The organism is Marinobacter sp. L-46 (assembly GCF_056859535.1).
The window spans coordinates 17399-41060 of sequence record NZ_JBSXOP010000038.1 but is presented as its reverse complement, the minus strand read 5'-3'; the positions used below and the strand labels follow the sequence as shown (position 1 = coordinate 41060).

General features: G+C 57.9%; 24 protein-coding genes and 3 pseudogenes. 13 read left to right on the top strand and 14 right to left on the bottom strand.

Annotated elements, in window-relative coordinates; genetic code table 11:
• Positions 1–75: 75 nt before the first annotated feature.
• The 4 genes from AC13DJ_RS03665 to AC13DJ_RS03650 all read right to left on the bottom strand — a co-directional run bounded on the left by AC13DJ_RS03665 (position 76) and on the right by AC13DJ_RS03650 (position 2701).
• The gene (locus tag AC13DJ_RS03665) at positions 76–1104 is read right to left on the bottom strand and encodes a TRAP transporter substrate-binding protein (protein ID WP_482933316.1); all 1029 of its coding nucleotides are present in this window, start codon (positions 1102–1104) and stop codon (positions 76–78) included.
• Between the two features lie 139 nt (positions 1105–1243).
• Positions 1244–1390 (bottom strand): hypothetical protein, encoded by a 147-nt coding sequence (locus tag AC13DJ_RS03660; RefSeq protein ID WP_482933315.1) that lies wholly within the window; start codon positions 1388–1390, stop codon positions 1244–1246.
• A gap of 16 nt (positions 1391–1406) precedes the next feature.
• Positions 1407–1682, bottom strand: coding sequence for a hypothetical protein (locus AC13DJ_RS03655; RefSeq protein ID WP_482933314.1), 276 nt, complete (start codon positions 1680–1682; stop codon positions 1407–1409).
• Positions 1683–1711: 29 nt separating this feature from the next.
• Positions 1712–2701, bottom strand: coding sequence for an LLM class flavin-dependent oxidoreductase (locus tag AC13DJ_RS03650; protein WP_482933313.1), 990 nt, complete (start codon positions 2699–2701; stop codon positions 1712–1714).
• Positions 2702–2877: 176 nt separating this feature from the next.
• Between AC13DJ_RS03650 and AC13DJ_RS03645 the strand changes: the two genes are divergently transcribed.
• Positions 2878–3423, top strand: coding sequence for a glutathione peroxidase (locus tag AC13DJ_RS03645; protein WP_482933312.1), 546 nt, complete (start codon positions 2878–2880; stop codon positions 3421–3423).
• 26 nt (positions 3424–3449) lie between these two features.
• Positions 3450–4208 (top strand): putative 4-mercaptohistidine N1-methyltransferase, encoded by a 759-nt coding sequence (locus AC13DJ_RS03640; RefSeq protein WP_482933311.1) that lies wholly within the window; start codon positions 3450–3452, stop codon positions 4206–4208.
• A gap of 83 nt (positions 4209–4291) precedes the next feature.
• On the opposite strand, the gene AC13DJ_RS03635 is transcribed toward AC13DJ_RS03640, so the two are convergent.
• Both AC13DJ_RS03635 and AC13DJ_RS03630 read right to left on the bottom strand, forming a co-directional pair.
• A complete protein-coding gene (locus tag AC13DJ_RS03635; RefSeq protein WP_474540252.1) occupies positions 4292–4933 on the bottom strand; it encodes a sensor histidine kinase in 642 nt (213 codons plus the stop codon).
• Positions 4934–4967: 34 nt separating this feature from the next.
• Positions 4968–5102 (bottom strand): hypothetical protein, encoded by a 135-nt coding sequence (locus AC13DJ_RS03630; RefSeq protein ID WP_482933310.1) that lies wholly within the window; start codon positions 5100–5102, stop codon positions 4968–4970.
• Positions 5103–5312: 210 nt separating this feature from the next.
• Here AC13DJ_RS03630 and AC13DJ_RS03625 point away from each other — a divergent pair, with 210 nt between their 5' ends.
• From AC13DJ_RS03625 to AC13DJ_RS03615, 3 genes and pseudogenes are all read left to right on the top strand, one after another.
• Positions 5313–5924, top strand: a complete 612-nt coding sequence (locus tag AC13DJ_RS03625) for a Bug family tripartite tricarboxylate transporter substrate binding protein (protein ID WP_482933309.1) — start codon at positions 5313–5315, stop codon at positions 5922–5924.
• Positions 5921–6100: pseudogene (locus AC13DJ_RS03620) on the top strand (tripartite tricarboxylate transporter TctB family protein); the annotation flags it as partial. The gene AC13DJ_RS03625 and the pseudogene AC13DJ_RS03620, both read left to right, overlap by 4 nt.
• Positions 6101–6149: 49 nt before the next feature.
• Positions 6150–6620 (top strand): annotated as a pseudogene (locus AC13DJ_RS03615) (tripartite tricarboxylate transporter permease); the annotation flags it as partial.
• A 158-nt stretch (positions 6621–6778) separates the two neighbouring features.
• On the opposite strand, the gene AC13DJ_RS03610 reads toward AC13DJ_RS03615, so the two are convergent.
• Positions 6779–7558, bottom strand: a complete 780-nt coding sequence (locus AC13DJ_RS03610) for a GntR family transcriptional regulator (protein WP_482933308.1) — start codon at positions 7556–7558, stop codon at positions 6779–6781.
• A gap of 219 nt (positions 7559–7777) precedes the next feature.
• Between AC13DJ_RS03610 and AC13DJ_RS03605 the strand changes: the two genes are divergently transcribed.
• Genes AC13DJ_RS03605 through AC13DJ_RS03590 form a run of 4 tightly spaced genes read left to right on the top strand, consistent with a single transcriptional unit; the run spans position 7778 to position 12463 of the window.
• A complete protein-coding gene (locus tag AC13DJ_RS03605; RefSeq protein WP_482933307.1) occupies positions 7778–9469 on the top strand; it encodes an L-lactate permease in 1692 nt (563 codons plus the stop codon).
• Positions 9470–9525: 56 nt separating this feature from the next.
• Positions 9526–10353 (top strand): (Fe-S)-binding protein, encoded by an 828-nt coding sequence (locus AC13DJ_RS03600; protein WP_482933306.1) that lies wholly within the window; start codon positions 9526–9528, stop codon positions 10351–10353.
• Complete coding sequence (locus AC13DJ_RS03595; protein WP_482933305.1) at positions 10350–11795, top strand: LutB/LldF family L-lactate oxidation iron-sulfur protein; 1446 nt, start codon at positions 10350–10352, stop codon at positions 11793–11795. The genes AC13DJ_RS03600 and AC13DJ_RS03595 overlap by 4 nt, the downstream gene beginning before the upstream one ends.
• Positions 11792–12463, top strand: a complete 672-nt coding sequence (locus AC13DJ_RS03590; protein ID WP_199457843.1) for a LutC/YkgG family protein — start codon at positions 11792–11794, stop codon at positions 12461–12463. The genes AC13DJ_RS03595 and AC13DJ_RS03590 overlap by 4 nt, the downstream gene beginning before the upstream one ends.
• A gap of 8 nt (positions 12464–12471) precedes the next feature.
• On the opposite strand, the gene nfsA is transcribed toward AC13DJ_RS03590, so the two are convergent.
• The 3 genes and pseudogenes from nfsA to AC13DJ_RS03575 form a co-directional block, all read right to left on the bottom strand.
• Positions 12472–13209: an oxygen-insensitive NADPH nitroreductase gene (gene nfsA / locus AC13DJ_RS03585; RefSeq protein WP_288371587.1), complete on the bottom strand. Its 738-nt coding sequence runs from the start codon at positions 13207–13209 to the stop codon at positions 12472–12474.
• Positions 13210–13382: 173 nt separating this feature from the next.
• Entirely contained in the window at positions 13383–14771 is a 1389-nt protein-coding gene (gene ltrA, locus AC13DJ_RS03580) for a group II intron reverse transcriptase/maturase (RefSeq protein WP_482933304.1), read from the bottom strand.
• A gap of 519 nt (positions 14772–15290) precedes the next feature.
• A pseudogene (locus AC13DJ_RS03575) lies at positions 15291–15719 on the bottom strand (cytochrome-c peroxidase); the annotation flags it as partial.
• 310 nt (positions 15720–16029) lie between these two features.
• Here AC13DJ_RS03575 and AC13DJ_RS03570 point away from each other — a divergent pair.
• Entirely contained in the window at positions 16030–16704 is a 675-nt protein-coding gene (locus AC13DJ_RS03570; RefSeq protein ID WP_482933303.1) for a hypothetical protein, read from the top strand.
• Positions 16705–16761: 57 nt separating this feature from the next.
• Here the strand turns inward: AC13DJ_RS03570 and AC13DJ_RS03565 are convergent, their stop codons facing one another.
• The 3 genes from AC13DJ_RS03565 to dctP all read right to left on the bottom strand — a co-directional run bounded on the left by AC13DJ_RS03565 (position 16762) and on the right by dctP (position 19751).
• Positions 16762–18072 carry a TRAP transporter large permease gene (locus tag AC13DJ_RS03565; RefSeq protein WP_474540244.1) on the bottom strand — a complete coding sequence of 437 codons (1311 nt, stop codon included), beginning with the start codon at positions 18070–18072 and terminating at the stop codon, positions 16762–16764.
• A complete protein-coding gene (locus tag AC13DJ_RS03560; RefSeq protein ID WP_023008944.1) occupies positions 18072–18623 on the bottom strand; it encodes a TRAP transporter small permease subunit in 552 nt (183 codons plus the stop codon). The genes AC13DJ_RS03565 and AC13DJ_RS03560 overlap by 1 nt, the downstream gene beginning before the upstream one ends.
• An 81-nt stretch (positions 18624–18704) precedes the next feature.
• Positions 18705–19751 (bottom strand): TRAP transporter substrate-binding protein DctP, encoded by a 1047-nt coding sequence (gene dctP, locus AC13DJ_RS03555; RefSeq protein WP_232901750.1) that lies wholly within the window; start codon positions 19749–19751, stop codon positions 18705–18707.
• A gap of 167 nt (positions 19752–19918) precedes the next feature.
• Here dctP and AC13DJ_RS03550 point away from each other — a divergent pair, with 167 nt between their 5' ends.
• On the top strand, positions 19919–20659 hold the full coding sequence (locus AC13DJ_RS03550; RefSeq protein ID WP_339750732.1) for an enoyl-CoA hydratase/isomerase family protein: 741 nt from the start codon (positions 19919–19921) through the stop codon (positions 20657–20659).
• On the opposite strand, the gene AC13DJ_RS03545 is transcribed toward AC13DJ_RS03550, so the two are convergent.
• Positions 20656–22248, bottom strand: coding sequence for a class I adenylate-forming enzyme family protein (locus tag AC13DJ_RS03545; RefSeq protein ID WP_286714100.1), 1593 nt, complete (start codon positions 22246–22248; stop codon positions 20656–20658). The genes AC13DJ_RS03550 and AC13DJ_RS03545 overlap by 4 nt on opposite strands.
• Before the next feature lie 140 nt (positions 22249–22388).
• On the opposite strand from AC13DJ_RS03545, the gene AC13DJ_RS03540 reads away from it, so the two are divergent.
• Positions 22389–23183 carry an SDR family NAD(P)-dependent oxidoreductase gene (locus AC13DJ_RS03540; RefSeq protein ID WP_199457873.1) on the top strand — a complete coding sequence of 265 codons (795 nt, stop codon included), beginning with the start codon at positions 22389–22391 and terminating at the stop codon, positions 23181–23183.
• On the top strand, positions 23183–23623 hold the full coding sequence (locus tag AC13DJ_RS03535; RefSeq protein ID WP_286714099.1) for a PaaI family thioesterase: 441 nt from the start codon (positions 23183–23185) through the stop codon (positions 23621–23623). The genes AC13DJ_RS03540 and AC13DJ_RS03535 overlap by 1 nt, the downstream gene beginning before the upstream one ends.
• The last annotated feature ends 39 nt before the right edge of the window (positions 23624–23662 follow it).

The following is a 23662-nucleotide window of genomic DNA, read 5'->3' as shown; positions in this document are numbered from 1 at the left end:
AGTCCCCGGTGGGGCGGGGTTGAACCAGGGCCGGACAACAAGGGGTGGCCGTGGCCACCCCCTGAATCCTGCCGGTTAGTCTTCCTGGACTGCCTTGAGGTCGGCCTTGAACTGGTTCAGCAGTTTCTGACCACTCTCACCGGTCATCTCGATGAACTTGTCTTCCACCTGCGGTGCCCGGGCACGGAAGGCTTCGATCTGTTCTTCGTTCAGACGGGTAACGGTAACCTCGTCGCTGGAAGCCTTGATCTTCTCAAGGGCTTCGTCGGCCAGGCCGTCGATGTGCACGATGATTTCCTCGAACGCGAAGTCTGCGGCATCCCGCACCAGCTTCTTGTCTTCGTCAGACAGGCCGTTGTAGAAATCCTGGTTTGCCATCATGGCGGTGGTGAACCAGCCGTGGCCAGTGAATACCAGGTTCGGAGATACTTCGTACAGGCCGCCGGACTCGATCCAGAAGATCGGGTTTTCCTGGCCCTGGATCATGTTGGTCTGCAGGGCACCGTACACTTCACCCCAGGGCAGTGGAGTGGGCGTGGCACCGAAGGCAGAATAGGTTTCAGACAGAAGCGGGTTGGTCATAACCCGGATCTTCTTGTTCTGGAACTCTTCGGGGGAGGTAACCGGCTCGTCGACGGTTACTACGAATTCACCTTCCGGGTACATCTTCAGCAGTTCCAGGCCCTGCTCGGAGTACAGCTTCGGGAAGTCTTCGTTGATGGCCTTGGACTCACGGAAGAATTCGATCACCGTGTCCATGTCGGTGGGCATCAGGTAGGGAATGAAGAAAATCTGCGCTTCGGGAATCAGTGAGCCGGTAAAACCGGGGGACTGGTTCACGAAGTTGAGGATGCCAGCCTGGGTCTGTTCCATGATGTCGTCAGACTCGCCCAGCTCACCGAAGCGGAACACCTGCAGGGTGTGGTCGGAGTTCTCTTCGATGTATTCCTTGAATTTGTAAGCGTAAACGTCTTGAACATCGCCCTCGTATTCTTCGTGGGCGTAGCGCCAGCTGGCTGCATTTACCGCATTGGCTGCGGTCAGACCGGCAAATGCCAGTGCTGAAATACCCGCCAGTTTCCTGAATTTGCTTGTGCTGTTCATCGCGTTGTCTCCGCTCTTTTTTCAGTTAATTCCTTGTTATCTTTTTTTAGACTGGCAAAACAACGCGGTTTTCGCAAGGAAATGACCAAAATCAGGGAATTGGAGCTGGCGATTATTCCGGCATTGCAAGTCTATGAATTCAATCCTGATTCTGTTTTGTGAAGCAGGCCTGAAGGAACTGGCGGAACTTCCGGGCCACCCTGTCGACACTGTTCTCCAGCCGGTGCCCGTCTGGCAGTACAAGGGTTTCGATGCGCTGCTCACGGGCCAGTTCCAGAACCGGCATCACCGGTACGACATCATCATCCCAGCCATGAATGATGCGGGTATAACGGGCGCCGATCAGCGGGCTCGATTGCGGATATTTCGGCAATGCCAGTGCCGGCGCCAGCACTTTCAATGGCGGCTCGCATCTGCTCCAGCCGGACTGCCGGGTCTTTGCTGCTGCGGTGGTCGATGGCCTCGGCGCGTACGCCATCAAACTCTTCAGCCACCGCTTTCAGGGCCTGGATCTTGGTGCTGCCCGGGCCGCTTTCCAGGCCATGGGACAGAAACACGAAAAACGGTTGTTCGGGCATGTCAGGCTCCCTGCATTCGGTCAGTCGGTTCAGGTCCGGGTTTGGGCCAGGATGTCGAGGGCGTGGCGGCGCCTGGCCGGCTCGTAGATATCAACGGTGAACATCAGCTCCTCCACCTGAATATCCGACAGCAGTTCCTCAAGTTGTTGCTTCAGGTCGTCGGAATTACCAATGACCTGCAAGCCCAGAAAATCCTTAACCCCGGCTTCTTCAGCGGCATTCCACAGGCCATTCATGGACTCCACCGGCGGCTTCATCCACAGCGGCTGGCCACGGAACAGCGACAGAATCCGCTGGTAGCTGGTGGTGCTCAGGAATTTGGCTTCTTCCATGGAGTCTGCGGGTACGGCCGGAATGGCCAGTATGGCGTAGGGCTGCTGCAGCTGCTCGGAAGGCTGGAAATTATCCCGGTACACCCTGAGCGCTTCGCGATACAGGCGAGGTGCAAAGTGGCCGGCAAAGGCGTAGGGCAGCCCGCGCATGGCGGCCAGCTGGGCACTGTACAGGCTGGAGCCCAGCAACCAGATCGGCACATTGGTGCCGGCGCCGGGAATGGCTTTTACCGGCTGGCCCGGCTGCAGCGGCCCGAGCAGGGTTTGCAGGCGGGCGACATCTTCAGGGAACTGCTCCGCGCCCAGACCCTCACGGCGCAGCGCCCGGGCGGTAATCTGGTCGGTGCCCGGCGCCCGGCCAAGGCCCAGGTCAATGCGGCCCGGGTACAGGCATTCCAGGGTGCCGAACTGTTCGGCAATCACCAGTGGCGGGTGGTTGGGCAGCATCACGCCACCGGAACCGACCCGGATGCTCTCGGTCTTGCCGGCTATATGGCCCACCAGGACCGAGGTGGCGGAACTGGTGATACCTTCCATGTTGTGGTGTTCCGCCAGCCAGAAGCGCTTGAAGCCAAGCTTCTCGGCATGCTGGGCATAGGCCACGCTGTTGGCCAGCGTGGTGGAGACGGAATCGCCTTCGCGGACGGAGGCCAGTTCGAGCAGGGAAAAATCGGGTGTGATGGACATGGGGCTCCGGGATTCTGAAGGACTATCGATAGTGATCAATAAACAATGATGGTTCGGGCCGGTTTCTTCAAGGGCTGGCACGGTAGCGGGGCCGGATTTCCCTGCAAGTGCTAAAGTGCATGAACAGTCTGGCGCTCTGGTTCGTATATACCGGCCAGACAACAGGAGGAAAGATCATGCGTAGGGTGCTGATACAGTGTGTGAGTTTGGTTGTGTTTCTGGGCTTTGCCTCTTCGGCGGCGGCCCAGTCTTGCCCGGAATTTCTGGACCACGAGCAGCGCAAGCTGCATCCCCGGGATTCCGTTAATCTGTGCGAGGTGGCGGCGGGCCAGCCCATGCTGGTGGTTAATACCGCCAGCCGTTGCGGATATACCGGACAGTTTGAAGGGCTGGAGGCATTGCACCAGCAATACAAAGACCGGGGCCTGGTGGTGGTCGGTTTTGCCAGTGATGATTTTCGCCAGGAGGCGGACACCGAGGAAGAAGCGGCCAAGGTCTGCTTTGTGAACTTCGGGGTGACCTTCACCATGATTGCGCCCACGCCGGTCACCGGCGAGCAAGCCAACCCGGTGTTCCGGGAAATCAACCGCCAGAGTGAGCAGCCGCGCTGGAACTTCACCAAGTACGTGATAGACCGCAGCGGCCAGGTGGTTGAGCGCTTCCCCAGCAAGGTCCGGCCGGACGATCCGCAGCTGATCGAGGCGATTGAAACGGTGCTGTGAGCCCTGGTTGATATGAGGAGAACACAATGACGGAGCCGACCGGCTACTACGAAGACAACACCACCCTGGCCCAGTACCTGGAGTTCCACTTTGGCGAGAGCTGGCATGGCGAGGCGAACTTCCCGAAAGAGCTGGCGGATGCCGCCATGGAGGCGCTGGACGGCCGGCAAACCTGCCGGGCGCTGGATATTGGTTGCGCAGTAGGGCGAACCACGCTTGAGCTGGCCCGGCATTTTGACCATGTAGACGGCGTGGAATTTTCCCAGACCTTTATCAACAAGTGCCGGGAAGTCATACGCGACGGCGCTGCCCGCTACGCCAGGCCCGAAGAAGGGGAGCTGGTGAGCTATCAGGAGCGCTCGCTGGAAGCCCTCGGGCTGTCAGACGCGGCGCGCAGGGTGGCGTTTCATCAGGGTGACGCCTGTGCCTTGGGTGACAATTACCGGGATTACGACCTGGTGCTGGCGGGCAACCTGATTGACCGGCTGTACAAACCTTCCCTGTTCCTTGAAACCATCCACGAACGCATCAACGACCTGGGCTTGCTGGTGATTGCCTCGCCCTACACCTGGCTGGAGGAGTACACACCGAAGCAGGAATGGCTGGGCGGTTTCCTGAAAGATGGCGAACCCTACAGCACCCTCGATGGCCTGAAAGATAGGCTGTCGCCCCGTTTCCGGCTGCTGACAGAGCCCCGCAGCCTGCCGTTTGTGATCCGGGAGACCCGTAACAAGTTCCAGCACAGCTTCTCGGAACTCACCATCTGGGAAAAAATGCCCGCTTAACAGCGATTGTCACGAAAAGGTCATATGGGGCGGTTATTCTGAACACTCATCAGGACAATGCATTGTGTTGGTGCATCGTGTGATTACTTCAGCCGGGGTTCTTCCCCGGTTTTTTTATGCCTGGAAAAGACAGGGCAGGTCAGGCCTTCGGCAGGTACTGGCGTTCGGGCCGCACCCATCTCGGTGCCCATGTCTTCCGCATTCCAGCGGCTGCGTTGCGGCAGAAGGTCACGAACCTTGTCCAGGGTCAGGCCGTCTATGCCTTTGGGTAGTCGTTGGCGGGTTGCTTCAAGGGCATTGTCGATCAGGTTGCCGAGCACGCTGACCAGCTGTTCCCGGGGCAGGTTGGCTGGAATATCTTCCATGGCGCTGTCCGGATCTATGTCCAGGTTCAGCCCCATTTCCCTCGCCCGGTTGTACTTGCCCAGCAGGCAGCCGGCAATGACCGGGTCGGGTACGGCTTCCAGCAGCAGTTTCAGCAAGGACTGGTGGTCGCTGACTTCGCTTCCGATCAACGTGAGGGCTTCGTCGGTCGCTCCTATCTGGATCAGGCCGGCAATGGTGTGCAGCTTGTTGGAGTATTCGTGGGTCTGGCTGCGCAGGGTGTCAGCGTACTGCTGGATACGGGTAAGCTGCTGGCTGACCTGGTGCAGTTCGTCACTGGGCCGGAAGCTGGTTACCACGCCGATCACCTCGTTGTTCTGGCGCACCGGCAGGCGGTTCACCACCATTTTCCGGCCCCGTAGCCAGACTTCCCGGTCAAAGTCCGGTTTCCGGATCGATCACCGGGTCCTTCGCCCGCATGGATTCGCCAAGGCTGCCCGTGGCGCGGGCCACGTAGGATTCGCCGTCTTCCAGGGCGCGCCGGCCATAATCTCCGTCGTCATCGGCCATCGAGCGGCCGAGAGGGCCGGATACACCCGTGCCCTTTATGAACAAAATGGTTTTTTTACTCTTTAAAGGCTTTACGCACACAAACTTCAAGACTGCCCTGCTCAACTTTTCACCTGCCTCAAGCTGCTTCCGGTGGCCGCCTGTTCCGACGCCCTGTCTGCACAAGTGTTTCGGGAGCCCGCACAAAAACAAACTAATGAGGCAACAACCATGTTGATCAAACGAACTCTGTCCTTCGTGGCAGCTGCGGCTGTCTCTTTTTCTGCCATGGCCTGGCAGCCCTCCGGCAAAGTCGAATGCCTGGCGCCTGCCGACCCGGGCGGTGGCTGGGATCACCTGAAGGTTCTGATTGCTGCCAAGGCTGCCGGTGCGGAGAAGCTGCCGTCTGTGCCCTATCTGTCATACAACAATGGCGGTGAAGCCATGAGCCAGGTTGTGGGCGGGCAGGTTGATGCCTTCACGGGTGATCTGTCCGAAGCCACCGGGTTCATGAAGTCCGGTGATTTGCGGGTGCTGGCAGTCCTGGCCGAAGAACGTCTGCCCGGTGAGTTTGCTGATCTCCCGACCGCAAAAGAGCAGGGCATTGATGCGGTGGGTCCGAACTGGCGCGGTTTCTATATGCCCAAAGGCGCCGAGGAAGGTGCCCGGGAATACTGGGTAGAGGCGCTGAACACCCTGTATGCCAGTGATCAGTGGAAGAAGGTGATGAAGAACAACGGCCTGATTCCTTTCCACCCGCCGGCGGGTGAGTTTGAAGCCTTTGTCCAGGGCCAGGTAAAGGATATCGAAACCCTCTCACGTGAAATCGGGTTGCTGAAATGACGGGCCTTGGTGATCGTATTCTCGGCCTGGGCCTGCTGGTACTTGCCGTTGCCTATGGCTGGGTTGCCCAGCAGTGGCCCGAGCCTTTCGGTGGCGCGGAAGCGGTAGGCCCCGAAACTTTCCCGACCATTCTGTCGGTGGTGCTGGTCGTTGGCAGCCTGTACCTGATGGTAAGGCATCGATTTCATCCTGGCGATTGTCGGTTTATTTGCGATTTCGGAGCTGTTGTTCTTCGTAGAGCATCGCATGGGTAGCGGGCGCGACAAGATGTCGGTTGGCAAGATCACCCTCAGCTTCAAGGAAATCGTCAGTACCATTCCCACCCAGCTTCGCGGCGGTATCCTCGGCTTTATCTCCGGTGTTCTGCCTGGCGCCGGTGCCTCACTGGGGAGCTTTATCAGCTACACCCTGGAAAAGCAGGTAATCGGCAAGAAGGGCAAGTTTGGTGAGGGTGATATCCGGGGTGTGGTTGCTCCGGAGGCGGGTAACAACGGGGCGTCTTCCGGTGCGCTGGTGCCCATGCTGACCCTGGGTGTGCCGGGCAGTGGCACCACTGCGGTGCTGCTGGCCATGCTGATCTCCCTCAACATTACCCCGGGGCCGCCCATGTACCTGTTGCCGATCGTGACCATGGTGGCTTTTGTCGGTATCTACTCGATCAGCCACAGTGCGTTTGACCTGTACTTCATGGTGGCCTTCGGTGTGGCCGGTTACTTCCTGCGCAAGCTGGAAATACCGCTGGTGCCGATCATCCTGGGCCTGTTGCTGGGGCCAGAGATGGAGAAGAACCTGGCCCACGCCATGGTGTTGTCAGTCTTTGCACCGGGCTTGCCCCGGTGCTTTTTTCTTTCTGCTCACCCGGATTGTCGGGTGCTGCCCCGGCGCACGGCCCTCTCCCGCCGGCGTTCACTTTCTGAATGCGCCGAAATCGCTTGCTGCACAAAGCCGATGTGTTCCCCCGCAATGGCCCTGGCGTCTTCCGCCCGACCTTCCATAATCGCGGAGAACAGCGCCTGGTGTTGCTCAATCAGGCCCTGACGGGTGGCCGCGTCTTTTGAGTACATGCCACCGATATTGGTCACGATGTCTTTTTTCAGGAGATTAAACAGGTTGCGCATGGTGTGCAGCAGCACTACGTTGTGGCTGGCTTCGGCGATAGCCATATGGAAGCCGGCATCTGCGGCACCTTCCCGCTCGATATTTTCCTCGCTGGGTGACCGGTAGCAATTGTCCAGTTCCTGCCATGCCCGGGTGAGCAGTTCCTGGTCTACCTCGGTGGCACGTTGGGCCGCGTAATAGGCGCAGTCGGCCTCCAGCGTACGGCGAAACTCCAGCAAGTCCCGGTGGGCTTCGGGACGGTTTTCCAGAAGCCGGATCAGCGGATCGCTGAAGCTGGCTCCGAGATGCTCAGTGACAAAGTTTCCACCACCCTGCCGGCTGATCAGCAACCCCTTCGCTGCCAGCCGCTGCACAGCTTCCCGTAACGAAGGCCTGGAAACTCCGAATTGCTCGGCCAGGGCGCGCTCCGGCGGCAGCCGCTGTCCCGGTTGCATGGTGCCTTCCAGGATCATGGTTTCCAGTTGCTCGACAATCGTGTCGGCGAGCCGCTTCGGTGCAATGGGTTGTGGAGACATTGGGCTTCCTGATGCTGTTTCCGGAATTGGTCAGACCAAAATTTCGGGAGCTGTTTGTACCTGTTTTTACTGTGAAACTGCAAGCAAATAAGACCAATGTCTTAGCTTTTCGCTTTGACAGCCCGCGAGTGCTCAAATACCGTGCTAGTTTGTTGCTTGTAAATTGGTATTACCAATTATCCAAAAATAAATCATCACAACAAGACTCTGGAGAAAACCATGTCATCCGGATTACTCGCCCTGCTGGCATTTGCCCCCATTCTGTTGGCCGGAATTCTGCTTCTCGGCCTGCGATGGCCCGCCCGAACTGCCATGCCTGTTGTCTTTCTGGCAACGGCCGTACTTGGCTATACCGCCTGGGACATGACCCTGAACCGAATTTTCGCCTCGACCCTGCAGGGACTGGTGATCACGATCGGTGTGTTGTGGATTATCTTCGGCGCCATTTTGCTGCTGAACACCCTCAAGCACTCGGGAGCCATTGCTACCATTCGCTCTGGTTTTACCAATATCACGCCGGACCGGCGGATCCAGGCCATTATCATTGTCTGGCTGTTTGGCAGTTTTATTGAAGGCGCATCCGGCTTCGGTACGCCGGCAGCCATTGTGGCGCCGTTACTGGTGGCGGTAGGTTTTCCGGCCATGGCGGCGGTTATGCTCGGGATGATGGTGCAGAGCACGCCGGTGTCGTTTGGCGCGGTCGGCACACCGATCATTGTCGGTGTGACCACGGGGCTGGACGAGGCCACGATCAGTGGCCAGCTTGAGGCTGCGGGTTCCAGTTGGGAAGCCTACCTGCAGCTGATTACCTCCGAAGTTGCCATTACCCACGCCATTGCTGGCGTGATCATGCCGCTGCTGATGGCGGTGATGATGACCCGTTTCTTCGGCCAGAACAAAAGCTGGAAGGAAGGTCTGGAAGTGTTGCCGTTTGCCCTGTTTGCCGGCGTCGCCTTCGTGGTGCCCTACGTTATCACCGGTATGCTGCTGGGGCCGGAGTTCCCGTCGTTGCTGGGCGGCCTGATCGGTCTGGCGATTGTCACGTTTGCGGCCAGGAAAGGCTTTCTGATTCCGAAGAAAACCTGGGACTTTGCCGGGCGTGAAGACTGGCCGGCCGAGTGGGTTGGCAAACTGGAAATGAAGCTGGAAGACATCGCCGCCCATCCCATGAGTGGCGTTCGTGCCTGGCTTCCGTATGTGCTGATGGGTGCAATTCTGGTGATCAGCCGCACGGTGGCGCCGGTGAAAGACTTCTTCGTCAGCATTGGCGTATCCTTCTCGAACATTCTGGGTGAGGCCGGGGTCAGCGCCGGTGTGCAGCCACTGTATCTGCCTGGCGGCATTCTGGTGATGGTGGTGATTGCCACCTTCTTCATCCACCGGATGAGCACCCGGGCCATGGGTGAAGCCCTGAAAGAGTCGGGCGGGGTGTTGCTCAGCGCGGGCTTTGTACTGCTGTTCACCATTCCGATGGTGCGGATCATGATCAACTCCGGCGTCAACCTGGCCGACCTGCCAAGCATGCCGCTGGCCATGGCCACCTGGGTGGCGGATTCTGTGGGCGGCATCTATCCCTTCCTGGCGCCTACGGTCGGTGCGTTGGGTGCTTTTCTTGCCGGCTCCAATACCGTATCGAACATGATGTTCAGCCAGTTCCAGTTTGGTGTTGCCCAAGGCCTCGGCTTGTCCACGGCGCTGATGGTGGCGGTGCAGGCTGTTGGTGCGGCTGCGGGTAACATGATCGCGATTCACAATGTGGTGGCGGCTTCGGCGACGGTTGGTTTGCTGGGCCGTGAAGGCCAGACCCTGCGCAAAACCATTCGCCCGACTATCTACTATCTTGTAGTAACCGGTGGGGTTGCCCTGGTGGCCGCCTATATTCTGGGCGTTACCGACCCCCTGATGAACTGATCTGAAACAACGGGCAGGGCTGCTCCGCAGCCCGCAGAACCCGGAGGCAATGACTGATGAGTGAGCTGTTCTACGACGCCGCCCCCAATGCCACCCGTGTGGCTCCGGAGCGCCCCAAGCCCCGGGTATATCCGGACAAGCCGGCGGAGGTAACTTTGTTCGGCACTTGTGTGGTGGATCTGTTTTTTCCCGAAGCTGGTCTGGATGCGATCCGCCTGCTGGAGCGGGAAGGCATTCGCGTGCACTTTCCACAGGAACAATCCTGCTGCGGCCAGCCGGCCTGGACCTCCGGCTACGTGAACGAGGCCCGGGAGGTGGCACGGGCACAGCTCAACCTGCTCGACAACGGCTTGCCGGTGGTCGTCCCCTCGGGCTCATGTGCCGGCATGTTCCGGCAGCATTACCGGGAAGTGTTTGCGGAAGAACCCGATACCCTGAAACGTGTGGATAACCTGGCCGAGCGTACTTTTGAACTGACCGAGTTTCTGCTGCACGTATGCAAGGTGGACTGGCAGGATCTCGGCCAGCCCACGCAGATTGCCCTGCACACGTCCTGTTCCGCCCGTCGGGAAATGAACACCCACCTGCACGCCCGGGAGTTGCTGGGCAAGCTGGCGAACGTCGAGCGGCTGGATCACGACCACGAAAGTGAATGTTGCGGCTTTGGCGGCACTTTCTCCGTGCGCATGCCGGAAGTTTCCGGCGCCATGGTGCTGGACAAAACCCGTTCGCTGCGGGAATCCGGCGCAGTGGAAATGGTGACCGCCGATGGCGGCTGCCTGCTCAACATCAACGGCTCCCTGGAAAAACAGAAACAGACGTTCCGGGGCCGGCATCTGGCCAGCTTTCTTTGGGAGCGGGTGAGTGGAGAGGTGAAATCATGAGCCAGCGTATACCGGTAAAAGAGCTCACCGACAGCTTCCGTGGCCGCGCGGTGGGCGCCCTGGCCGACGACCAGCTGCGCACCAACTTCCGCGTCGCCATGGATTCGCTGATGAAAAAACGGGCCGATGCTTTTCCGGACGAGGAAGAGCGTGAGGGCCTGCGGGCACTGGGCAACCACATCAAGGCCCGGGCGCTGTCCCGGTTGCCGGATTTGCTTGAACAACTGGAAACCAGGCTGACCGCCAACGGTGTCAAGGTCCACTGGGCCGAGACCACCGAAGAGGCCAACCGGATTGTCCACTCCATCATTGAGGCGAAGCAGGGTTCTCAGGTGGTGAAGGGCAAATCCATGGTCAGCGAAGAAATGGAAATGAACGACTACCTGGCCGAACGCAACATCGAGTGCCTGGAGTCCGACATGGGCGAGTACATCGTCCAGCTGGATGGCGAAAAGCCCTCCCACATCATCATGCCGGCGATTCACAAGAACCGCTTTCAGGTCTCCAAACTGTTCCACGACAAACTGGGCGTGGATGAGACCGAGGATGTGAACGAACTGATCCAGATTGGCCGCCGCACCCTGCGCCAGAAATTCCTTGAAGCGGATGTCGGGGTCTCCGGCGTCAACTTCGCCATTGCCGAAACCGGCACCTTGCTGCTGGTGGAGAACGAAGGCAATGGCCGCATGAGCACCACGGCGCCGCCAGTGCACATTGCCGTCACCGGCATCGAAAAAGTGGTGGAGAACCTGCGGGACGTGGTGCCCCTGTTGTCCTTGCTGACCCGTTCCGCATTGGGCCAGCCCATCACCACCTACGTGAACATGATTTCCGGCCCGCGCAAGGCGGATGAGCTGGATGGTCCGGAGGAAGTGCATCTGGTGTTGCTGGACAATGGCCGCAGCGGTGCTTTCGCCGATGCCCAACTGCGCCAGACGTTGAACTGTATCCGCTGCGGTGCGTGCATGAACCACTGCCCAGTCTATACCCGTGTGGGTGGCCACACCTATGGTGAAGTGTATCCGGGGCCGATCGGCAAGATTATTACGCCGCATATGGTTGGCCTGCACAAGGTGCCGGATCATCCCAGCGCGTCCTCCTTGTGTGGCGCCTGTGGTGAGGTGTGTCCGGTGAAGATTCCGATCCCGGAAATGCTGCAGCGCTTGCGCCAGGAAAACGTGAAAAGCCCCGCCGAACAGCCGAAAGTGAAAGACGGCGGCGCCAAGTATTCCCGCAAGGAGCGGGCGATCTGGCGCTTCTGGGCCAGGCTGAATACTTCGCCAGTGTTCTACCGGCTGTTCCTGTGGGGAGCGACCCGCTTTGGCAAACTGGCACCGAAAAACGTCGGCCCCTGGACCGAGAACCACTCGGCGCCGGTGCCGGCTCGCCGGTCTTTGCATGACCTGGCCAAAGCCCATTTGAACCAGGGGGATCAGCGATGAGCGCCCGCCGTAACATTCTGAACAAGCTCCGCGCTGGCCTGGCCGGCACTACGCCCCGGCCGGATGATTTCGATGAAGGGTTGGTCACCCGGCCATGGCAATACGCGCCGGAGGACAGGATTACCCGGCTGCGTTCGCTGATGGAGGCGGTGCACACCGAAATTCACCAGCTGACCTGCGCCGAGTGGCCGGCAAAAGTTCAGGAACTGCTGGAACATCGCGGCCTGAAAAACCTGCTCTATGCCCCGGGTACCGACCACGGCCAGACGTTGTCGGAACACTGGCAGCAAAGCAATGCCGCCCCCGAATTGCTGGCCTACGACCGGCCCATCGAGGAATGGAAAGAAGAACTGTTCTGGCAGGTGGATGCCAGCGTCACCGGCACTGTGGGAGGCATTGCAGCTACCGGCTCACTGGTGCTCTGGCCGGATCGCCACGAGCCGCGGCTGATGAGCCTGCTGCCGCCGCTGCACATTGCACTGCTCAAGGTCAGTGAAGTGGAAGACAACCTGTACGGCATGATGCAAAAACAGAACTGGTCTGCGGGTTTGCCGACGAACCTGTTACTTGTGTCAGGCCCTTCCAAGACCGCGGATATCGAACAGGTGCTGGCTTACGGGGCCCATGGCCCGAAAGAGCTGGTGGTCCTCATCCTTGAGGACGCCTGAGGGCGGGGTTATTTAACCCCGAAGCCCCGCTTGTTCAGGAAATCCTTCATGTGCGGCCGGAGCTTGCTGGTAAACAGCGGCTTCAGCTGCTCGGACCAGTTGGTGTCCTTATTGCCGCCGGTGCGTTCCTGGTAGTACTGGTGCATGGTGTCGTCAAAGCTGGCCACCAGGGCTTCGTCGTCGGAATCGTCGTAAGCGTCTTGTTTCAGGATGGCGGCCAGGGGCAGCCGTGGCTTCACTTCCGGATCCTGGTCCGGATAGCCCAGGCACAGGCCAAACACCGGATACACATGCTCCGGCAGGTTGAGCAGTTCGCTCACTTCCTGCGGGTTGTTGCGAATACCGCCGATGTAGCAGATGCCCAGCCCTTCGGATTCCGCTGCCACCACCACATTCTGGGCGATCAGTGCGGCGTCAACGCTGGCCACCAGCAGCTGCTCGGTCATGCCCCGGACCACCTCGGCACCGGCTTTCTCGGCAGATTCGGTGGCGCGCTTCATATCGGCACAGAACACCAGGAAGTCCGAACAGGTTTCCACATAGGCCTGGCCGCCGGCCAGTTCAGCCAGCTTCTTCCGCTTTTCCGGATTGACCACGTGAATAATGGTGTAGGCCTGCACGTGGTTGGAGGTGGCGGCACACTGGCCGGCGCGGATCAGTTCTTCAAACAGCTCCCGGGGAATCTGTTGATCCTTGAACTTACGGATGGAGCGGTGGGATTTCAGCAGTTCAATGGTCGGATTCATAGCCCCTCGTCTGAGTCAGGAAAAGACAGACGATAGCTTGCTTAACAGAGCGGGCGCAACCGGACGAAGGTGGGTAGTTGCCGCAGCGGGTGGGACACAGGATCGAGTAGGAGGGGGAGTTACCTCCCCCGTCCTCTCACACCACCGGGCATACGGTTCCGTACCACGGCGGTTCACGGCCGGCACTGAAGCCGAACCATCGTATCCAGCAAGCTTACCAGAGACAGGCCATTGAACACCCGCTTGGGCAGCGCCGCGTTCATATGAGACGCGCCGCTGTTCCACCACGGACCACGACCATTCGTCGCACTCATCCAAGCCCTCTGCTCTGTCAGACCCAGCCGCATCAGGTTGCGCGCCCGCGTATAGGGGCACTTCCATTGCCGCCACAGGATCAGTCGCAGTCGCCGCCGTATCCAGCCATCCAATGCTTCCACCGAGCGCTTCGAGGCCGTCAGGCGATAGTAATTCGCCCAGCCCCGCAGCACCGGATTCAGGGATCGGATGGTGGCATTCAGTGACTGCCCCCTTGATCGTTTGAGCAATGGTCGCAGCTTGGCCATAAAAGCCTTCAGGCTCTTCGGTGCAACCCTCAACCGTGCCTGCTTGTGCCAAGTCACGCTGTATCCCAGGAAGCTTCGGCGCCAAGGGCGATCCACAGCGCTCTTGTCTGTGTTCACTTTCAGGCGCAGTTCTCTTTCCAGGAAGTGGGTGACGCTGGTCATCACCCGTTCACCGGCTCTTCTGCTGCGAACGTAGATATTGCAGTCGTCCGCATAGCGGCAGAACCGGTGCCCCCTCCGTTCCAACTCCCGATCCAGTTCGGTCAGAAGCACATTAGAGAGCAAGGGCGACAGGGGCCCACCTTGCGGCGTGCCTTCCCGTCTCGGGCTGACCAGCCCACCGTCGAGCATACCGGCTCGCAGGTAGCGTCGGATCAGAGTGAGTATCCGTCGGTCGGTGATGCGACGGGCCAGCAGACTCATCAGCACATCGTGATTGACCCGGTCAAAGAACTGGGCCAGATCCAGATCGACCACCCAGCGGTGGCCATCGTTGATGAACTGCTGCATCACCTTTACCGCCTGATGGGCGCTTCGACCGGGACGGAACCCGTAGCTGTGGTCCGAGAAGGTCGGTTCCAGTATCGGGCTCAACACTTGGTGAAGGGCTTGTTGGATCAGGCGATCCTGTACCGTGGGGATACCCAGTATCCGTTCGCCGCCTTGCGGCTTAGGGATACTGACCCGGCGTACCGGCTGAGGATGGTAGTCTCCGGCCAACAATCGCTCACGCAACGTTGGCCAATGCTGTTGCAGGTGGCTCTTCAAAGCGGTCACCGGCATCCGATCGACACCAGCCGCGCCTTTATTGGAAACCACCCGCTGATACGCACGCATCAGGTTCGGGCGCTCCAGCACCTGTTCCATCTGCGTGTTCGGCTCCGCGTTCGTCCACGAGTGAGCCCCCGCGTCTGCTTCGACACGGACTTCAGTACCTGCCGGGTTCCGCCCGGCCCCTTCCTGAATGCCCTGACCCATCCGGGTCGCTTCTGTCTTCATAAGCACACTGCGAGAACTTACCGCCTACTAGCGGCCAACCATGTTCAGTCCTTCAGTACGCGGTAACGCACCTACTATGACCTCGGCTGAGTTCTGGCCCCCCATCCCCGCCCCTCACGAGGCAGGTAGCACAGTGGCAGAGAACCAGACTTCCCAGGGTAAGACGCGTGACCTTCACACTTATACCCGCCGCATCTACGTCCACACCTTCCGTGCAAGTATTGGGCTTTGGCGATAGTGGCCGCCTTACCCGGTGTGACCGCCTCATATGCGATTTCTGTTCGTCGGGCCAGTGTTTTGCCTGCGGCTTCCTTCAGATTCCACCTCGCGGTGGACACCCTTGCCGTTCGGCTAGTGGTTCCCCTTGCCGGGTCCACAGGGGACTTGCACCCCCAAGTCATCCGGCCAGCACCACCTGTACCGGAACAGCGCCCGTCAAGGCGCTACGCGCCATGCCTGGCGCACCACAAAAAAGGCGCGCCGGGTGGCGCGCCTTGGCAGGGGAAACGAATCCGGCAATTACGGAATCATGTCCACTGGCTTGGGAGTGTCAGCCGTGCTCGGCGGCAGCACCGGATAGGTGACTTCCGGAATGTCGCCGGTCAGGGTTTTGAGGAACGCCACGATGGATTTCACTTCGCTATCGTTCAGCTCGATACCCAGTTGGGCAGTACCCATAACCGCAACGGCTTCTTCCAGGCTCCAGACGGCGCCAGAGTGGAAATACGGCGCGGTCAGTTCGATGTTGCGCAGTGGTGATGCCCGGAATACATACTCGTCAGAGGCGGTTTCGGTTACGGAGAAACGGCCCTTGTCGCCAGCGGGCAGGATTTCAGCACCGGGCCTGGCGACCAGGCCGAACGGATAGTAGTTCTGGCCGCCGACGTTCATGCCACTGTGGCAGGCGGTGCAGCCGCGGTCCATAAACAGGGCCAGGCCTTCTTTCTCTCCTTATGAGACAAGTTGGTCTCCCTTTACTAAAGCTAACAAAACCTGCTGGATGTGCATGGAAAATCGGCAGGTTTCGGTCATGAAATTGATGTCCGTCAATTTGTAAATTTTGTCTGGAAAAACAGGGCATAGGTGCGACATTTCGTCGCTGAAGCGGTGGCCGTGCTTGCTGTTAAAGCTCGGGTTATATCGTTATGCTCTTTTGGTGAGGCTTAGCCAACGACTCAGGGGAGTGTGATGAAAAAGAAACGGGTATGCCGGATAAAGTTGAAGAATTCCAGCGTGTTGGCAGTGATTCCGGAGGAACGTGACCGGTGATTCCGGCATCGTGACCGGCGATTCCGGAAAAACGCCCGAAATCGGTCACGATAAAACGGAATCAGTGGCCACGATCGCCCGGAACAGGCGGTCACGTTCAAACGGAATGGGTGGTCACGATGTGCAGGAATACGCACACCCACCGGGATTCATTGACCTGAAGCAAAATCTCCCCACTGGTAACAGCGTTTACTGTCATCAATATCAGGAGGGAGGTCCCATGAACATGAATACTCAGGTTTCAACTCAACCCAAGTCTACTGTGATCGGTCGCCTTGCTGACCGGTTGATCGCCGGCCAGTATCAGATGGCTGTAAAGTCCCTGCAGATGGAAGCCCCGGATGCGCTGGAGCAGATAGTTGCTCAGGCCGATCCGGCCCTGGATTCCTCCGTTGCTGCTGAAATCGAGCGTCTTTTGAGAACTGGTGGTGCACCGTTTGTGCGTTTTGAAAAGCCCCTGATGCCGCAGATGCAGGCACGTTTCGGCGTTACCGAAGAACAGATGGGTGCTCTGGAAGCCAGAGAGCTGTCGGCTATGAAGAAGCGTTGTAATTCCTGCTCGGAAGCAGCCCGCTGCTGGCAGGCGCTGCGTGGCGGGGAGTCTGCGGAGCAGTGTCGGAAATTTGTCCGAATGCAGATACTTTTGAACGGCTTTAAAGCATAGCCCGGTACTTCTTTGACCATCAAAAAGGCCTGAGAAACCTCAGGCCTTTTTGCTATCTCAGAAGAGTAATTCCGGCAACCAGGTTGCGATCTCCGGGAAGATCATAATCAGTATGATCCCAACGATTTCTACCAGTACAAACGGAATGATCGACTTGTAGATATCGTTCATTGTGACCGACGGAGGCACTACACCTTTCAGGTAGAACAGGTTGAAACCAAAGGGTGGTGTCTTGTAACCGATCTCCATGTTGATCACGAACAGAATGCCGAACCAGATTGGGTCAAACCCTAATGCCGTGATAATCGGAATAAATACCGGCAGAGTAATCATCATGATGCCGACGGGGTCCAGAACCATACCCAGGAAGAAGATGATGATCATCATGGCAATGACGGTTCCCCAGGCTCCGCCTGGAATCATGGCCATAATACTTTCTATCAGAGCCTGGGCTCCCATGCTTTGATAAGCAGAGCTGAATGCGTGGGCCGAAAACAGGATCCACATGGTCAAGCCAGTCAGCTTGAGGGTGCGGATCGCGGCTTCATTCAGTACTGACCATTTGAACTCGCCGTAGACCGCTGCTGAAATCAGCGCACCGAGGACACCCATGGCTGCGGCTTCTGTGGGTGTAGTGAGTCCGCCCATGATGGAGCCCAGTACCATTCCCACCACACTGATCGGCAGGAGAACAGAGCGTAGGGCGCGGAACTTTTCAGGCCAGGATGCCCGGTCTTCTTTAGGAAGCGCTGGTGCCAGGTCTGGCTGCAGGGCGCAGCGGACAACAATATAGAGGGTGGTGAGTACCATCAGCATAATGCCGGGCATAACACCTGCAGCAAACATCTTGCCTACGGATACACCCGTAATCAGGGCATACAGAATCATCAGGATACTTGGCGGGATCAGAACGCCCCAGCCGCCACCGGTATTTATAACCCCGAGTGCCATCTGCTTGTCGTAACCCCGGGACAGCATGGAAGGGAGTGCGATCGCACCCATAGCGACCACTGCCGCACCGCTGATGCCCACCATGGCTGCAAATACCGCACAAATACCCAGAGTACCGATGGCCAGGCCGCCCCGGAGGCCGCCGAACCAGAGATACATCATGCGGTACAAGTCTCGCGCAACACCTGTGCGTTCGAGAATCATCGCCATGAATACAAACAGTGGTATGGCCACCAATGTAAAGCTTTCCATGGTGCCCCAGATCTGGGAAACCACCATGTAGAAGGAGTCAAAGCCCCAGGTGAAATAAAGAAAAACAACAGACACACCACCCAGCACGAATGCCAGTGGCAGGCCAAGCAGCAGGAAAAACAGCAGCGAACCAAAGAATAGAAGCGTCATGACTTCAATGCTCATTATGCTTCTCCTTCTTCAGAATGGCTTTTCCGCTCAGCGGGGTCGTAATAGCTCAGGTTAAATGCGATGGCGATATCCTCCAGCAACCTCACAATGCCTTGCAGCAGCATCAAAACAGAGGCAACAAAGATGGCTCCCTTGGCTGGCCAGATAGGCGGGTTCCAGGCAGAAAAGGAGGTTTCCCGGCTTTCGAATGACTCAGAGGCCATGTCAAAGCTGAACCAGACCAGCGCCAGCATGAAAATGAAGAACAAAATGGAGGTGAAAATGTCGACAAAGCCCTGGGCTCTCAGCTTCAGCGTCGAGTGCAGCAGATCGACATTCACGTGCCCGCGGTGGGCCATGATGTATCCGCCAGACATTACTGCGTATACACCGAACAGCAGTTGTGTCAGTTCATTTGTCCACACCGAAGGTGAATTGAAAAAATAGCGCAGAGCTACTTCAAGTATCAGAAAGACAAACATGGGAAAGACGATCAGGGCTATACATCGGCCAACGTACTCGTTGAGCCTGGTGACGCCTTTCATGAATGCGCTGACTACGCTCATGGCACTCTCCGGGGGACTTTGATGTGAACTGAGAAAACAGGCCCCGGGGGTTAATCGGGGCCTGTGGTGTTGCGTTTAAGATCAGAGGTAGCCAAGTTCGCCAAGGAACTGCTTGAGCAGGCTCAGAGCCTTCTTGGCCTCATCGCTGCGCTTGGCTTCTTCATCCCACATGCCCTGGGCGGTCTGGGCAAGCTTCTGCTGAACATCATCAGGCATCACGTTTACTTCAACACCTTGATCAGCAACGGCCTTGGCCAGGGCGATACGCTCTTTGTACAGATACTGGTTGGTGCGGATCCAGAATTGCTCATCCAGGGCCTGTTTCACCACCTGCTGCAGGTCTTCCGGAAGTTTGTCCAAGGCCTTCTGGCTGACGATGATGACATCAGTGCCGGCGATGTTCAGCGCAGGCTGAACGTGGTATTTGGCAACATCATACAGGCCCATGCTCGCAGCACCCTGGGCAGCACCCCAGTGGGCGCCGTCTACAATGCCGGAATCCAGTGCGGTGTACAGTTCACTGCCCGGGATATAGGAAGCGGAAGCACCGGCCTCGGTCAGGAACTTCTGAAGCGCACCGGAGGAACGGATTTTCAGCCCCTTGAAGTCTTCCCAGCTGTTGATGGGTTTGCTGGTAACCATTTCGGTCGGGTAAACCTTGTCGGTTGCCCAGTAAACGCCAGACTTGGCGGCTTCATCCCGCAGCATTTGTTCGAAGCCCATGTTCTGGTGGAAGTAGGCGGCTTCCCAAACGTTTCGGAATGCGAAGGGCAGGCCAGAAGCAATGCCGGCCAGAGTCATCTTGTCCTGGGCATAACCGGGAGAAATCGTACCCATTTCCAGAATGCCACGACTCACGGCATTGAAGGTTTCTGTGGCCTTGAACATAGCGCCTGCTTCAAACAGCTGGAGCTTGATGCGGCCTTCAGAGCGTTCTTCGATCACATCCTTCAGTCGACCAAGGCTGTCCTGGTAGGAGCTGCTGGAGCCTGGCCAGTGGGACTGAACCTTCCAGGTGTAGGTTTTTTCAGCGTATACAGGTGCGCTGGCGATAACAGCGGATACACCCAGTGTTAACGCGGATGCATAGGTAGTAAGGTTTTTTCTGAATGTGGCAAGGAAGCTCATAAGTTTGCTCCAGTACTTGTTATAGTTGCATTGCTCTTGTTTCGCAGTGCAGAATATAAGACTGCACCGTGAACTGTTGTTGTTCGACTTTATCACAAGATTTGCCATTTGCAATAGGACGTTTTTCTCCTGTTTCAGAGGGGGAGGGCGACACCCAGGAGATGTACATGATTAAGAAATATAGCCAAGAAAAAGCGATCCATCTTGTCATAGATCGTCCGGATAAAAAGAACGCCCTGAACCGAAGCATGTATGAGCAGCTGGCAGGTTATGTGCGGGAGGCAAGTTCTGACCAGAACGTGCATGCCGTCGTCATCTCGGGTGCTGAAGGTGTGTTTACCGCCGGTAACGATCTTGATGATTTCCGGGCGCGGGCTACGGACGAAAACCCGAAACCCTCTGCCGGCCTTGCTTTCATTGAAGAATTGATGGCTTGTGATACTCCGGTGATAGCGGCGGTGGAAGGGTTGGCGATTGGTATTGGCACCACTATGTTGCTCCATTGCGACAGCGTGTTTGCGGGGCGCTCGGCCAGGTTCAAAACTGCCTTTGTCGATTTGGGATTGGTGCCGGAGGCTGCTTCAACTGTGACCATGCCATTGCACCTTGGCTCTCGTATGGCTGCTGAATTGCTGTTGCTTGGTGAAACCCTGGATGGCACCCAGGCCGGTGAGTGTGGCCTGGTAAGCCGGGTGGTAGATGATGGGCAGGCTGTGGATTCGGCCCTGGCCCTGGCGGGCAGGCTGGGAGAAAAGCCCCGAGAGGCATTGCGGGCCAGCAAGCGTTTAATGAAGGCGCCATGGCGCGACCAGGTGCAGCAGGCATTGGAGCGGGAGCGCGGTGTGTTCAGTGAGCGCTTGCGTTCCGATGACTGCCGTGATGCCCTGAATCGTATGCAGCGCCGTTAACCGGCGCTGTTTTCCCAGTAAGGCGTTCTTAGCTCCCGCTTCAAGACCTTGCCAATGGTAGAGCGAGGCAGTTCCTGTCGGAACTCTACGGCACTCAGACGCTGGGTCTTGCCCAGATGCTGGTTGGCCCAGTCCCGGATTTCCTCTTCTGTTTCCTGGCATCCGGATTTCTTTACCACCAGAGCGAGGGGAGTTTCGCCCCATTGGCTGCTGGGTATGCCGATAACCGCAGCATCGGTTACCGCAGGATGGCTGAGGACGACTTTTTCCAAGTCTACAGCGTAGATGTTGAAACCGCCGGAAATAATCATGTCTTTCCTGCGGTCGAGAATATGAACAAAGCCGTCTTCGTCAATGCGGCCCATATCGCCGCTGCGATAAAAGGCAAGTCCGTCGGGGCTTTGCCACAGCATCTCCCTGGTCTGCTCCGGGCGGTTTACGTAACCCCGCATCATGGAAATCGCGCGCCCGACAATCTCGCCGATCTCACCCTGGGGCAGCTCCTTGCCATCTTCGCTGACCACCCTTACTTCAGCCCCTTCGGTGGGCAGTCCGACGGTATCCCATTTGTCCGGGTAGGCAGCGCAGTCGAGGCTGGTGGAAATGCCGCCTTCTGTGAGGCCATAGACCTCCCGGATATTGCCTGGCCAGCGTTTCATGGTTTCGGCGATCACATGGGCCCGTAGCGGTGCACTGGTACAGAGCTTGAGCTTGAAGCTTGAAAGGTCAAACTGGTCGAAGTCCGGAACCGCCAATATGCGTTCAAACTGCACGGGCACCAGCATGGCGTGGGTGACTTTGTGCTGTTCTGCCAGTTCAAGGAAGCGACGGGCATCAAACTTGGCCATCAGCACGAGGGTGCCGCCATAGAAAATGGTCGGTAGCACCGATACCAGGGTGGTGTTGGAGTACATTGGTGTCGATACAAGGTTAATGGCTTCACCGTTGAGCCCGAACCGGCTCATCCTGACCATTTGCCGCTGGCGGAACCGGTAGTCGTGGAGTATGCCCTTGGGCGTTCCGGTCGTGCCTGAACTGTAAATGATGTTGAACGGATCGTTCAGCGTTAACGACGCCGGGTCTGGCTCGGCGGGAATCGAGCCCAGCCAGTCCTTTAAATGCTGTCCGGCATCATCGTTGTCCAGCCCGATCACCTCATCGTCATTCAGGCCGGCCCGGGGGCTGGCTTCGGCCCAGATATCGAGGTTTTTACGGGAAACGAACAGGAACCTGGAGCCGCAGTCACGAATCATCAGAGCCAGGGATTCGCCGCTGGCCATACCGGAAAGCGGTACCATGCAGCCACCCGCCACCAGGGTTCCCAGATAGAGGGCCACCATTTCCCTGCTGTTTTCCGACAAGGCCGCAACGCAGTCGCCTTTTTTAAGGCCGGCTTGTCGCAGCCTGTTGGCAATGCGGTTGACCTCATGCAGCAGGCCGGCCCAGCTGAGTGCTCCCTTTTCGTCGATGATTGCGGTCTTGTCGCCTTGTCCGCTGGCAAAGGCCTGAATACGAAAACCGATGGCCTCCATGGCTTCGCCGGAGTCAGTGGGAGCGTATACGGGCATTTCGTCAAATCGCGTTTTCATTTTGTCATCCTTTGATGTTGTAGTTTTGCTAGATGAAATTAACTTCCAATTATATTGACTCATAACCGTTGCGCGTGACAAATTATCTGGAAAGCAAAATAGAACACACAAAAATAAATCATGTTAGCGGGGAGAATTTCATGGGGCGATTTGATCAGCGAGTGGTAATCGTCACCGGGGCCGGAAGTGGTATCGGGCGGGCAACCGCACTCAGGCTGGGTCGCGAAGGGGCATCCGTTGTGCTTGTTGATGTCGCCGAGGGCGGCTTGCTCGAAACCGAGAATCAGATGGCTGATGGTGTATCTGTGCTGCGTCGGGTGGCAGATGTTGCTGATGAGGCTGCGGTAACTGCCCTGGTAGCCGAAACCATGAAGACCTTTGGCCAGATTGATGTGCTGTGCAATATCGCCGGTATCGCCAGTATTTCCGGAGCCCATCCGCCGGTCACCGAGAACAGTCGTGACGAGTGGGAGAAAGTGCTCGCTGTAAACCTGCTGGGAACGATGCTGACGATAAAGCACGTTGCACCTCACATGCAGGCCCGCAAGAAGGGCAGCATTGTCAATACTGCATCTGTTGCCGGTATTCGTTCGGGGGCTGGAGGCAATGCCTACAGCGCATCAAAGGCCGGCGTGATCAACCTGACCATGACCGCAGCCTGTGATCTGGGGCTGGACAACGTGCGGGTAAACGCAGTTTGTCCCGGGCTGGTTGAAACCGGTATGACCCAGAAAGTCTTTGACTATGCCCGGGCACACGAAAAGGCCCACAAGCTCGGCTCCCGTTGTGAGTTGCGCCGTTATGGCGATCCCGCGGAAATTGCTGCCGCCATCCTTTTTCTCGCCAGTGACGATGCCAGTTACATTACCGGCCAGGCCCTGGCCGTTGATGGCGGCAACACAGCGTCCCTCAATCTGCCAGGAATGAAAGTCTGATGAGCAACAGTAGTCTGCACATTACCGGTGGCAAAGACTTGCCGGGTTTTCACAACATGCTGGGCTACCGGCAGGTGTCGTGGGAAGAAAACGAGGCCGTGATCGAGCTGGAAATCCAGGCGGATCACCTGAATCTGGGTGGTGTTATCCATGGTGGAGTGCTGACCTCCCTGCTGGATATTGCCATGGCCGAAGCCGGCACCTACTGCCCCTACCCCGGGCGCATGCGCAAAGCCATTACGCTTTCGCTGACCACCACGTTTACCGGGCAGTGCACCGGGGGCCTAATCCGGGTGACCGGTCGTAAGCGCGCGGGTGGAAGCCGGATTTTTAACAGTACCGGTGAAGTTCACGACGAGCAGGGCAATCTGCTTGCAATCGGTGAGGGTACTTTCCGGATACGTTCTGGTAGTGAGAAACCTGAAGGCGTTCCCGTCTGAATGCCTGCTAACGCGATTGCCGGCGTTAGTGGCGGTCGC

Coding starts and splice junctions, on each gene's coding strand:
- ltrA (WP_482933304.1), bottom strand. CDS start 14,771: ATGAAGACAGAAGCGACCCGGATGGGTCAGGGCATTCAGGAAGGGGCC.
- dctP (WP_232901750.1), bottom strand. CDS start 19,751: ATGAGCTTCCTTGCCACATTCAGAAAAAACCTTACTACCTATGCATCC.
- AC13DJ_RS03610 (WP_482933308.1), bottom strand. CDS start 7,558: ATGTCTCCACAACCCATTGCACCGAAGCGGCTCGCCGACACGATTGTC.
- AC13DJ_RS03540 (WP_199457873.1), top strand. CDS start 22,389: ATGGGGCGATTTGATCAGCGAGTGGTAATCGTCACCGGGGCCGGAAGT.
- AC13DJ_RS03650 (WP_482933313.1), bottom strand. CDS start 2,701: ATGTCCATCACACCCGATTTTTCCCTGCTCGAACTGGCCTCCGTCCGC.
- AC13DJ_RS03605 (WP_482933307.1), top strand. CDS start 7,778: ATGTCATCCGGATTACTCGCCCTGCTGGCATTTGCCCCCATTCTGTTG.
- AC13DJ_RS03630 (WP_482933310.1), bottom strand. CDS start 5,102: ATGGCCGATGACGACGGAGATTATGGCCGGCGCGCCCTGGAAGACGGC.
- AC13DJ_RS03625 (WP_482933309.1), top strand. CDS start 5,313: ATGTTGATCAAACGAACTCTGTCCTTCGTGGCAGCTGCGGCTGTCTCT.
- AC13DJ_RS03600 (WP_482933306.1), top strand. CDS start 9,526: ATGAGTGAGCTGTTCTACGACGCCGCCCCCAATGCCACCCGTGTGGCT.
- AC13DJ_RS03590 (WP_199457843.1), top strand. CDS start 11,792: ATGAGCGCCCGCCGTAACATTCTGAACAAGCTCCGCGCTGGCCTGGCC.
- AC13DJ_RS03595 (WP_482933305.1), top strand. CDS start 10,350: ATGAGCCAGCGTATACCGGTAAAAGAGCTCACCGACAGCTTCCGTGGC.
- AC13DJ_RS03545 (WP_286714100.1), bottom strand. CDS start 22,248: ATGAAAACGCGATTTGACGAAATGCCCGTATACGCTCCCACTGACTCC.
- AC13DJ_RS03565 (WP_474540244.1), bottom strand. CDS start 18,072: ATGAGCATTGAAGTCATGACGCTTCTATTCTTTGGTTCGCTGCTGTTT.
- AC13DJ_RS03655 (WP_482933314.1), bottom strand. CDS start 1,682: ATGCCCGAACAACCGTTTTTCGTGTTTCTGTCCCATGGCCTGGAAAGC.
- AC13DJ_RS03535 (WP_286714099.1), top strand. CDS start 23,183: ATGAGCAACAGTAGTCTGCACATTACCGGTGGCAAAGACTTGCCGGGT.
- AC13DJ_RS03665 (WP_482933316.1), bottom strand. CDS start 1,104: ATGAACAGCACAAGCAAATTCAGGAAACTGGCGGGTATTTCAGCACTG.
- AC13DJ_RS03550 (WP_339750732.1), top strand. CDS start 19,919: ATGATTAAGAAATATAGCCAAGAAAAAGCGATCCATCTTGTCATAGAT.
- AC13DJ_RS03660 (WP_482933315.1), bottom strand. CDS start 1,390: ATGCCGGTTCTGGAACTGGCCCGTGAGCAGCGCATCGAAACCCTTGTA.
- AC13DJ_RS03645 (WP_482933312.1), top strand. CDS start 2,878: ATGCGTAGGGTGCTGATACAGTGTGTGAGTTTGGTTGTGTTTCTGGGC.
- AC13DJ_RS03560 (WP_023008944.1), bottom strand. CDS start 18,623: ATGAGCGTAGTCAGCGCATTCATGAAAGGCGTCACCAGGCTCAACGAG.
- AC13DJ_RS03640 (WP_482933311.1), top strand. CDS start 3,450: ATGACGGAGCCGACCGGCTACTACGAAGACAACACCACCCTGGCCCAG.
- nfsA (WP_288371587.1), bottom strand. CDS start 13,209: ATGAATCCGACCATTGAACTGCTGAAATCCCACCGCTCCATCCGTAAG.